Annotated in this window: 9 protein-coding genes and 1 other RNA gene; 7 read left to right on the top strand and 3 right to left on the bottom strand. The window is 59.2% G+C overall.

Annotated elements, in window-relative coordinates:
- Positions 1 to 375 precede the first annotated feature (375 nt).
- Positions 376 to 780 (top strand): nucleoside-diphosphate kinase, encoded by a 405-nt coding sequence (ndk, locus tag ABHT90_RS08875; protein WP_006234152.1) that lies wholly within the window; start codon positions 376 to 378, stop codon positions 778 to 780.
- Between the two features lie 151 nt (positions 781 to 931).
- On the opposite strand, the gene rpiB is transcribed toward ndk, so the two are convergent.
- Positions 932 to 1,399 (bottom strand): ribose 5-phosphate isomerase B, encoded by a 468-nt coding sequence (rpiB, locus tag ABHT90_RS08870; RefSeq protein ID WP_006234151.1) that lies wholly within the window; start codon positions 1,397 to 1,399, stop codon positions 932 to 934.
- A 272-nt stretch (positions 1,400 to 1,671) separates the two neighbouring features.
- Between rpiB and ABHT90_RS08865 the strand changes: the two genes are divergently transcribed.
- Positions 1,672 to 2,991, top strand: coding sequence for an L-cysteine desulfidase family protein (locus ABHT90_RS08865; RefSeq protein WP_346982251.1), 1,320 nt, complete (start codon positions 1,672 to 1,674; stop codon positions 2,989 to 2,991).
- Here ABHT90_RS08865 and ABHT90_RS08860 read toward each other — a convergent pair.
- Entirely contained in the window at positions 2,988 to 3,746 is a 759-nt protein-coding gene (locus ABHT90_RS08860; protein ID WP_346982250.1) for an HAD family hydrolase, read from the bottom strand. The two genes, ABHT90_RS08865 and ABHT90_RS08860, sit on opposite strands and share 4 nt — an antisense overlap.
- Before the next feature lie 315 nt (positions 3,747 to 4,061).
- Between ABHT90_RS08860 and rpsA the strand changes: the two genes are divergently transcribed.
- The 3 genes from rpsA to ABHT90_RS08845 all read left to right on the top strand — a co-directional run bounded on the left by rpsA (position 4,062) and on the right by ABHT90_RS08845 (position 6,783).
- The gene (gene rpsA, locus ABHT90_RS08855) at positions 4,062 to 5,228 is read left to right on the top strand and encodes a 30S ribosomal protein S1 (RefSeq protein ID WP_022095232.1); all 1,167 of its coding nucleotides are present in this window, start codon (positions 4,062 to 4,064) and stop codon (positions 5,226 to 5,228) included.
- 325 nt (positions 5,229 to 5,553) lie between these two features.
- Positions 5,554 to 5,915: RNase P RNA component class A (gene rnpB / locus ABHT90_RS08850), an RNA gene on the top strand.
- Between the two features lie 229 nt (positions 5,916 to 6,144).
- A complete protein-coding gene (locus ABHT90_RS08845) occupies positions 6,145 to 6,783 on the top strand; it encodes a YigZ family protein (RefSeq protein WP_346982249.1) in 639 nt (212 codons plus the stop codon).
- Positions 6,784 to 6,851: 68 nt separating this feature from the next.
- Here ABHT90_RS08845 and ABHT90_RS08840 read toward each other — a convergent pair whose 3' ends face one another.
- Positions 6,852 to 7,298, bottom strand: a complete 447-nt coding sequence (locus tag ABHT90_RS08840; protein ID WP_229066760.1) for a C-GCAxxG-C-C family protein — start codon at positions 7,296 to 7,298, stop codon at positions 6,852 to 6,854.
- A gap of 230 nt (positions 7,299 to 7,528) precedes the next feature.
- On the opposite strand from ABHT90_RS08840, the gene ABHT90_RS08835 reads away from it, so the two are divergent.
- Positions 7,529 to 8,812 (top strand): O-acetylhomoserine aminocarboxypropyltransferase/cysteine synthase family protein, encoded by a 1,284-nt coding sequence (locus tag ABHT90_RS08835; protein ID WP_117820360.1) that lies wholly within the window; start codon positions 7,529 to 7,531, stop codon positions 8,810 to 8,812.
- A 141-nt stretch (positions 8,813 to 8,953) separates the two neighbouring features.
- Positions 8,954 to 10,258 (top strand): MFS transporter, encoded by a 1,305-nt coding sequence (locus tag ABHT90_RS08830; protein ID WP_346982248.1) that lies wholly within the window; start codon positions 8,954 to 8,956, stop codon positions 10,256 to 10,258.
- Positions 10,259 to 10,294: the final 36 nt, after the last annotated feature.

Here is a 10,294-nt window from a genome sequence, read left to right as displayed (position 1 = left end):
GCGCCTTTAGACGCGTGCCGGAAATCCAAGGGTTATACCCTAAGAGCAAACCACCCCTTTTAGGGGTGGTTTTGATTGCTATGGGGGAGGGGCTTGTCGAGAAGTTCTGTAGGACCTTTGGGCAGGTTGTGAAGGGGGTACGTTCGCGGGCGGCAACCGACCGTCTGCTCTGCTCGATGCGGTTGATGGGCAGTCGGATGGTACTCTAATCGAGCTTCGAAACAGAAGTGACACATATGGAACGCTTCAATAAATTGCAACGTTTCAATAAACAGCTTTTTGTTTAACTGCAGCTAAAACTCTGTTACGATGCAGTCCAGGCGGGTGCCGGAATGGGACTTGGGCACGCGCGAACCTACTTGAAAGGCTACTTTTATGGCTATCGAGAAGACCTTCATCATGATTAAGCCCGACGCCGTGCGCGACCGCAAGATCGGCGAGATTGTTGCTCGCATCGAGCGCAGCGGCCTTGTCATCGAGCGCATGGAGATGACCACGCTCGAGCGCGCTACCGTCGAGGAGCACTACGCCCATCTGGCCGACAAGCCCTTCTTTGGCGGTCTCTGCGACTTTATGACGAGCGGTCCGGTCGTCAAGATGGTCGTTTCCGGTCTCTCCGCTGTTGCTAAGATGCGCACCCTCATGGGCGCTACTAATCCGCTTGACGCCGCTCCTGGTACCATCCGCGGCGACTTTGCCGTCGATGTCAACGCCAACGTGATCCACGGCTCCGACTGCCTGGAGAACGCCGAGATTGAGATCAAGCGCTTCTTTGGCTAAACCAGCTTTGACTCCTTAAAGCTGTTAGCGTGTGGCTTGGGCGCCGCAGAACTCCATCCGCGGCGCCCTTTTATTCCAAAATCTATGAAGGGGCCCGTTCGGTCATGAGTTCCGAGCGGGCCCCTGCTGTTAGCTTGTGGCACTGAGTTGTTTAGGCCTCGTCGACGACCTTGAGACCGCGCGTGTGGTCAATCTCGTTGAGGAGGTTAACGCGACGCTCGTGACGACCGCCCTCAAACTCGGCGTCGAGCCACTCGTCGACAATCATCTTGGCGAGCTCGGAGCCCACGACGCGGGCGCCAAAGGCGAGCACGTTGGTATTGTTGTGCATGCGGGAGAGCTTGGCGCTGAAGGGCTCGGAGCACACGACGGCGCGTACGCCCTCGACCTTGTTGGCAGCCAGGCTAATCCCGACACCGGTGCCACAGATGAGGATGCCCAGGTCGACGTCGCCGTTGGCAACGGCCTTACCCACCTTGTAGCCGGCGATGGGGTAGTCAAAGCTCTCGGAGGTGTCGGTGCCAAAGTTCACGACCTCGCAGCCGCGCTCCTTCAGGTGCTCGGAGATGATGTTCTTGAGCTCGACGGCGGCGTGGTCGTTACCGATACCGATCTTCATGGATGGTTCCTCTCTGGTCTGTGCGGCGCAAATGCTAAAGGTGTTTACCGCGTTCGACTGCATGATAGCGCGACTTTTGCGTAAACGCTCGAGCGTTTTTTGGTCAAACGCTTTAGCAGGCAACAAGACTGGCTTCTCGTGAATGAATGTCGTCAGTTTGCGCTTGAGCGCCGTCCGCCGGAACCATGGTTGCGGTTTTTGATGCATTGTTATCAAATAAAGGAGCTAACATTTTTTGAGAGCCTAGCCCGTTATGCAAGCAGGAGATACCTATGCCTACCGATTCCATCCGTGATGCCGCGTTTTGCGATGTTTTGAACCGCGAGCTTGTCTGTGCACTCGGCTGCACCGAGCCCATTGCCGTTGCCTATGCAGCGGCGCTGGCGAGTCAGACGCTCGGTTGCGAACCCGATCATATGGATGTTGCATGCTCGGGCAACATCATCAAGAACGTTAAGAGCGTGACCGTGCCCAACTCGGGCGGTATGCACGGTATTGAAGCCGCGGCCGTGCTGGGTGCCGTGGGCGGCGACGCCAAGAGCGCGCTCGAGGTGCTCGAGAGCGTTAACGACGAAGACCGTGCTCGCGTGGCCGAGCTCCTCGCCGACGCCGGCTACTGCGATGTGTCGCTTGTCGAGGGTGTGCCCAACCTCTACATCAAGGTGACTGCGACGGCCGGGGGCCATACCGCGATCGTCGAGATTACCGACCATCACACCAATGTCACGTGCCATACGCTCGATGGTATTCCGGTATGCGGCAAGTCGGCGGGGGAGTGCGCCGCCTGCGCCGAGCGCGTGGTGGCCGAGCGTGCGGCGGATAAGGCCGACACGCCCATGTCGATTGAGTCCATCATTGACTTTATCGAGGACGGCGACATTGAGGACGCCCGCGCTGCCGTTGAGCGTCAGATTGAGCTGAATGGCGCGATCAGTGCCGAGGGCCTTGCGCACGCTTGGGGCGCCGAGGTGGGTCGTACGCTGCTGGGTGCTCGTGCCGATGACGTCGCCTGCCGTGCCCGTGCCCGTGCGGCCGCCGGGTCCGACGCCCGCATGAATGGCTGCGCGCTGCCGGTCGCCATTGTGTGCGGCTCGGGCAATCAGGGCATTACCTGCGCATTGCCCGTCATGGAGTATGCCGAGTACCTGCGTTGCGACCACGAGCGCCTGGTGCGCGCCGTGATGCTGTCCGATCTGATCGCCGTGCATATCAAGAGCTATATTGGTGCGCTCTCGGCGTTTTGCGGTGCTATTTGCGCCGCGTGCGGCGCCGGCGCTGCGATTACCTGGCTGTGCGGTGGCACGCGCGAGCAGATTGGCGCGACGGTCTCGAATACGCTCGGTAACGTGGGCGGCATCGTGTGCGACGGCGCCAAGGCGAGCTGTGCCGCCAAGATCTCGGCTGCCGTCGATGCGGCGATTCTGGGCCATGATATGGCCATGCAGGGTCGCGGCTTCCGCGCCGGCGAGGGCCTGATCCAAGATACCGTTGAGCAGACAATCGCTAGCATGGGCTACGTAGGCCGTGTGGGTATGAAGGACACCGACGTCGAGATCCTCAACATCATGATCGGCAAAACCCAAGTGTGCTAGGACAGTTCGTCGGCTATTTGGTGCTCGTAGAAGGCTTCTACTACGGCGTTGAACTCGCGGGCGAAGTCTTCCATGGTTCCGCGCCAGGTGGCTCGGCTGGGCTTGCCTTGGCCCACAAAGGCGGTTTGGATGCCGCAATCGGGGGACGGGAAGTCGCGTTTGGGATCGTTGCCCACCATAAGGACCTCGTGTGGCTCGAGCCCCATCACCTGAAGCTGCTCTAGATAGTAGGTAGCATCGGGCTTGCAGCGGGTGGTGTTTCCCATGTGCGTCACGAGTTCAAAGGGGGCGTCGGCCAGGTCGCCCCAGCCCATGCGGCACTCGATGGCCCCCTGGGGAAAGCTGGGGTTGGTAAAGAGCGCGCAACGCAGTCCAGCGTCCTGTACGGCCTGGAGCGCGGCGTGCGCGCCCGGCATAGCGTGGGCGTTAATGACATCGTCGTTCTTGTACGGAAGAACTTCGCGGTCATAGTAGGTAAACGCCTCGTAGATGAGGGGATCGGAGAGGCAGATCCCGCATCGGCGCTCGACCTCTTCTTGGTAAAACTCAAGATTGGTGCGGTTGTCCGTGCCGCTGCGGCGATTGGCGTTGAGGTCGACCAGGATGGTGCCGAGGCGTGCCATCGTGCCACCGCGGCTGCGGCGCCCGATATCTGCGAGCATCGAAGAGACATCCTTAAAATAGCGAAGGATGAACGCGTTGAGGTTGATGCTAAGAAGCGTTTCGTCCATATCGAAAACGACTGCTTTGAGCACGCGGGCACCTTTCTCGAAAAATCGATCTAGAATCGTTGGCTCCGGATACTTTACCCCAAAGCCGAATGCCTGGCTGGTTATCGTCAAGTTGCGGAGACGTGTGTTCATAAGATTACGAAAAAGTCTCCACACGAGTAAAAAATCGCAGTTCACGCTTGAAATCGAACTCATTTCCCCGTAACCTATACGAACGTGATTGCATAAGCGTCACATTAGTATCTGTCGGCTCCCGAGTGTTCCTAAACGTTGTGTGCTTGTCGCACCCTTCTGTAGGTCCTAGCAATCGGGGCCCCGTAGTTCGAAAGGGGTCCACCTTTGAGTGAGATTCAGAACTCGTCCATTTTCTCTCTTGACGATGTCAATGAGGAGGAGATGAACAACCTCATCGACGGTACGATTACCGATTTTGATGAGGGCGATCTCGTTAACGGCACTGTCGTTAAGATCGAGCATGACGAGGTGCTCGTTGACATCGGATTCAAGTCCGAGGGCGTTATCCCGGTCCGCGAGCTGTCCATCCGCAAGGACGCTAACCCTGCAGACATCGTTGCACTCGGTGATCCCATCGAGGCTCTGGTTCTCCAGAAGGAGGACAAGGACGGTCGTCTGGTCCTGTCCAAGAAGCGTGCCGAGTACGAGCGTGCTTGGAACCGCATCGAGGAGAAGTTCAACTCCGGCGAGAACGTCGAGGGCGAGGTTATCGAGGTTGTCAAGGGCGGCCTGATCCTCGACATCGGCCTGCGTGGCTTCCTGCCCGCTTCCCTCGTCGACCTCCGTCGTGTCAAGGACCTCACCTCCTACATGGGCACCCGCATCGAGGCTCGCGTCATCGAGATGGACCGCAACCGCAACAACGTCGTCCTCTCCCGTCGCGTCGTGCTCGAGGAGTCCCGTAAGGCCGAGCGCTCCGAGATCCTGTCCAAGCTCAAGTCTGGCATGCGTCTCCAGGGCACCGTTTCCTCCATCGTCGACTTCGGCGCCTTCGTCGACCTCGGCGGTATCGACGGCCTCATCCACATCTCCGAGCTCTCCTGGAACCACGTCAACCATCCTTCCGAGGTTGTCAAGGTCGGCCAGGAGGTCGAGGTCGAGGTTCTCGACGTCGATCTCAACCGCGAGCGCATCTCCCTGGGTCTCAAGCAGACCACCGAGGATCCGTGGCGCGCACTGGTCAAGAAGTACCCCGTCGGCGCTATCGTCGAGGGCACTGTGACCAAGCTTGTCCCGTTCGGCGCTTTCGTCGACCTTGGCGAGGGCATCGAGGGCTTGGTGCACATCTCCGAGATGGCCAACAAGCACGTCGATCAGCCTTCTCAGGTCACCCACGTGGGCGACAAGGTTCAGGTCAAGGTCATGGAGATCGACCTCGACCGTCGTCGTATCTCCCTGTCCATGAAGTCCGCTGCTGAGACTCTGGGCGTCGAGATCGAGGTTACCCCGCTTCCTTCCGAGAAGAAGGACGAGGAGACCGACGCCGAGTAAATCGGTTTGACGATCACTTGTTTTAAGGGATCCGTCCGTAATGGACGGGTCCCTTTTTGCATTTGGTGCCGAGATGCACGATGCTGCCCATGCTGTCCACAGGCTATTTGGTTGTCGCTGCATGAAAAAACGCCGACATCCCGCCTCGGGGAGGAGGCGGGAACGCACCGAGTAGACGGAGGGGTGCGGAGCGCGGTCGCGTCTCGACTGACGACGTTGCCCATCGACAGGACCATTGTAGCGCATGGCGGTTCTTGGTTTATCGTGTCGAGCGTTTGCGTTGTGCCATTGCCTGCGGCAACGGTGTGTTACACTCTTGCACTGCTGAGTGGGCCAGACGGTCGCGCGATGTGCTGCTTGCAGTACGCGTGAGGAAAGTCCGGGCTCCAGAGGGCGGGATGCCGGCTAACGGCCGGGCGGAGTGATCCGACGGAAAGCGCCGCAGAAAAGAAGACTCCCACCTGCGCCGCAAGGCGTAAAGGGAAAAGCTGAAACGGTGGTGTAAGAGACCACCAGCGTCGTGGCAACACGGCGGCTTGGCAAGCCCCATCCGGAGCAAGCGCGAATAGGAACGCTATGGGCCGGCCCGGTCCGCGTTCGGGTAGCGTGCGTGGAGCTGCACGGTAACGTGCAGACAAGATAAATGACCGTTCACGACAGAACCCGGCTTATAGGCCCACTTGGCAACTATGTTGACGCTGCGAACCCGTCAGCGCGGCAATCTGCCTTACAAGCCTTCGGGCATGACCATAAGGTCAATGCCCTCGTCTTTCAAGGCACCTTGCTCGCGCTGACGGGTTCTCGCTGTTGGTGACGGCATTATTGGCGTTTCCGTTCTTGTCGGCAAGGGCAACGGTTCTGTCTTTGCCGTATTATTGAGGCTGTTTGTTGCTGCGCTTAATTTTGTTGAGGGGCTTTGTTGGACAGCTATTTTACTCTGCAATCGAATATTGAGGCTACGGGCGAGTTCGTTGACCGCAAGAGCCGGTTTATTGCCCAGCTGGTCCATATTGAGTCCGAGGATGAGGCGAATGCCTTTATCGAGATGGTTCGCAAGCGTCATTACGACGCTCGACACAATGTTCCCGCGTGGATTTTAGTCGATGGACGCGAGCGCCAGGGCGATGATGGTGAGCCGAGCCGCACGAGCGGTATGCCGACGCTCGAGGTGTTGCGCGGCGCAGAGCTCAAAAATGTTTGCTGCGTGGTGACGCGCTATTTTGGTGGCACGCTGTTGGGACCTGGTGGCTTGGTGCGCGCCTATACTGCGGCGACGCAGGCGGCGGTGGCAGCTGCTCGGGAGGCCGGGCAGATTGTCGAGATGACGAGTGTCGTGCCTGTTGACGTGCATGTGGCCTATCCGCAGTATGAGCAGGTGCTTCGTTTGGCGCAGGATTCGGGTGCCAAGGTTTCGGATACCGATTACGCGGATGCCGTGACACTTCACCTGGTATTCAAAGCGGGGGAGCAGGAGCAATTTTGCGCCAAGATGCGCGAGCTTATGGCGGGGCGCGAAGAGATCGAGGTCGGCGCTCCCAAATTTGCCGAGTTCTAACGGCGACGGCCGGCGTTTTTTTTGGATGGATCCCAAACGCGCCGGCCGTCGTTTTATGTTGCTGCCGTTTACTCGGCGAGCTGCTTTAGCACATCGCAGGCGATCTCGATGGCATCGTCGATGCAGCCGGGGCAGCTGCGGAGCGGACCCTTATCCGATCCGATGCCCTTGAGCGTGCCGCAGACGGTCGTCGTGTTCTTCTCGCCAAATCGCTTGGCAATCTCGCGCGACAGCTTGTAGGTCTGGCCTTTGGTCTTGGGGTTCTCCATGCCGTCGCTCATTACAAAGCCCATTATGGCAACAGCGCCCGAGATGGCGCCGCAGGTCTCGGTCATGCCACCCATGCCGGCGCCAAAGCCCTCGGTGAGGGTAAAGGCAGTCTGGGGGTCGAGCCCGACGGCAGGTGCGAGCGTGCAGGCAACGGCCTGGGCGCAGTTAAAGCCACGGGCGTGGTATTCGGCAGCTTGAGCCTGACAGGCGGTGATGTCGAGCTGGGCCGTATCGATTTGCTTCATCGTTGTCTCCTTGGTTACGGTGTACCCGCCTATGGTACCCGTGACGGGGTATGTAATCATCGAGAGCTTCATGTATGCCTCATTTTTATCTATCGAGCAAATGCCCAAGGCTTGAGATAAATACCCCTGATCAATTTGTCCTATAACCTACCTTGGGGATGGGTTGAGAGGGGTGCAGGGTAGCGGTATCGTGAACCGAATGAAACGTAACCCAGGCTAGGGAGCTAGATATGAGCGAGCAGACCATCGGTACCACATGTGTTCAGGGCGGCTATCACCCGGGAGATGCCGAGCCGCGCCAGGTGCCCATCTACCAGTCCACCACGTGGAAGTACGACACGTCCGAGCACATGGGCAAGCTGTTTGACCTAGAGGAGTCGGGCTACTTCTACAGCCGTCTGCAGAACCCCACGTGCGATCTCGTTGCCGCCAAGATCTGCGAGATGGAGGGCGGCACCGCTGCGATGCTCACGAGCTCGGGCATGGCTGCGAATTTCCTCGCGATTTTTAACGTGGCCGGTGCCGGCGATCATGTGGTCGCGAGCTCTGCTATCTACGGCGGTACCTACAACCTGCTCGCCCATACTATGGAGCGCATGGGTTTGACCTGTACCTTCGTTGCCCCCGACTGCACCGACGAGGAGCTCGAGGCAGCCTTTGAGCCCAATACCAAGCTCGTCTTTGGCGAGACCATCGCCAACCCCGCCCTTGCCGTGCTCGATATTGAGCGCTTTGCCAAGGCCGCGCACGACCACGGCGTGCCGCTGATGGTCGACAACACCTTCCCGACGCCCGTGATGTGCCGTCCCTTTGAGTGGGGCGCCGACATTGTCACGCACTCCACCACTAAGTACATGGATGGCCATGCGGCCTACCTGGGCGGCGTGATCGTCGATCACGGCCAGTTTGACTGGATGGCCCATGCAGATAAGTTCCCGGGTCTCACCACGCCTGACGAGAGCTATCACGGCGTGACCTATGCCGAGAAGTTCGGTCGCGAGGGCGCCTTCATTACCAAGGCCACCGCGCAGCTCATGCGCGACCTCGGCCCCATGCAGAACCCGCAGGCGGCCTTCTTCCTGAACAGCTCGCTCGAGAGCCTGCATGTACGCATGCCGCGTCATTGTGAGAACGGCCTGGCCGTTGCCAAGTTCCTGCAGAGCCATCCCAAGGTGCGCTTCGTGAGCTATCCGGGCCTGGAGGGCGATAAGTACTATGACCTGGCTCAGAAGTACATGCCCAACGGTACCTGCGGCGTTGTGAGCTTTGGCTTTAACGGTGGTCGCGCGGCGGCCGAGACCTTTATGAAGAGCCTCAAGCTCGCCCAGATCGCCACGCACGTGGCCGATGCCCGCACTTGCTGCCTGCATCCCGCTAATGCCACGCATCGCCAGATGAACGATGAGGAGCTCATCGCCTGTGGCATCTCCGCCGACATGGTGCGCCTGTCGTGCGGCCTCGAGGACACGGCCGATCTGATTGCCGACCTTGAGCAGGCACTCGAGCAGTGCTAGGCTAGCTCCGTACAAGGTGCCGATGCTGGCAGAAAGCTTCGGTGACCTTTCGTTCCGATTCCGTAGGCGGGACCCCAATCGCGGCTGTTTGCAGGCGATCGGGGCCCCGTTTTTTGCGTTAGGCCACTCGAAAGGATGGATATGGAGAAAACTGCAGAGCAGTTGCGCCGCGAGCACATTGCTCTAGAGGGCGACACCCATGGCAAGAACAAATGGGCGATTCTGTTTACCGTGCTCATCATGACGTTTATGTCGTGTCTGGATTCGACCGTCGTGACCGTGGCGTTGCCCGTGATGCAAAAGGAGCTGGGCGTGGGCCTCGACCGCATCCAGCTGGTGAGCTCGGTGTACCTGCTTGCGACATGCGTGGCTATGCTGCCGTTTGGCCGCTTGGGCGACGTGCGCGGCAAGGTGGGCGTATTCCAGCTGGGCGTAATCGTTTTTACGGCCGGCTCGCTGCTTTGCGGCCTTTCGGGTTCGCTCGAGGTTCTTATCCTGGCACGCATTGTTCAGGGCGTCGGTTGCGCGGCGGCCATGGCTAACAACATGGGTATCATCACCGAGTCGTTTCCGGCGCGCGAACGTGGCCGTGCCATGGGTATTCTCGCGACCTTTGTGGCCCTCGGCATGATGTGTGGCCCCGTGCTTGGCGGCATGCTGGTGGCAAGCTTTCCCTGGGAGAGTATCTTCCTCATCAACCTGCCTATTGGCGTGATCTCGTTTATCGTGGGGCTCTACACGCTGCCGCATGTTAAGCCGGAGGCCGGCGAGCGCCCCATGTCCCTGATCGAGGCCGCTCGTCGCTGCTTTGCAAATTCGGCCTTCACCATCAACCTTGTCTGCATGCTCATCGTGTTCGTTGGCATTGGCGCATCCGAGTTTATTCTGCCGTTCTATTTTCAGGACGCCCACGGCTTTGGTTCCGACATTTCCGGATTGCTCTTTTTGGCGCTGCCGATGGTGAATGCCTTTATCGGGCCGCTTTCGGGTACGGTTTCGGACCGTGTTGGCTGCGAGGGCCCTACGGCGGTCGGCCTGGGCGTGTATGTGTGCGGTCTCTTTGCGGTAAGCACGCTCGACGAGCGCTCTTCTATCCCTGTGATCGTGTGCTGTGTCGCGTTTATGTCGTGCGGTACGTCGGTTTTCCAGAGTCCTAACAACTCGTTGTACATGGGCTCGGCTCCGCGCGAAGCACTCGGCTTTGCGGGTAGTCTGGGTAGCCTGGCGCGTTATGCGGGTATGGCACTCGGCATTACGGTGGCGTCGAATATCCTGTATGGACAGATGAGCGTGGCGATGGGCGAGGCCGTGACCAGTTTTGTTGCAGGACGTCCGGATGTGTTCCTGTTTGGTTTCCGTTCGGTGTTCTATGTGTTGATGGCTGTGGCCGCTGTGGGCTTTGCGCTTGCCATGGTGCGTTTGGTGAAGATGCGCGCCCGCCATTAGCGTGTTGGGAGGCTGTCTGCCACGATTCGCGCCGTC

Origin of the sequence: Collinsella aerofaciens (genome assembly GCF_039758815.1) — a bacterium.
GTDB classification, from domain to species: Bacteria; Actinomycetota; Coriobacteriia; order Coriobacteriales; family Coriobacteriaceae; genus Collinsella; species Collinsella aerofaciens_BP.
The sequence above is the reverse complement of the archived record's forward strand: the minus strand, read 5'-3'. Positions and strand labels throughout refer to the sequence as shown.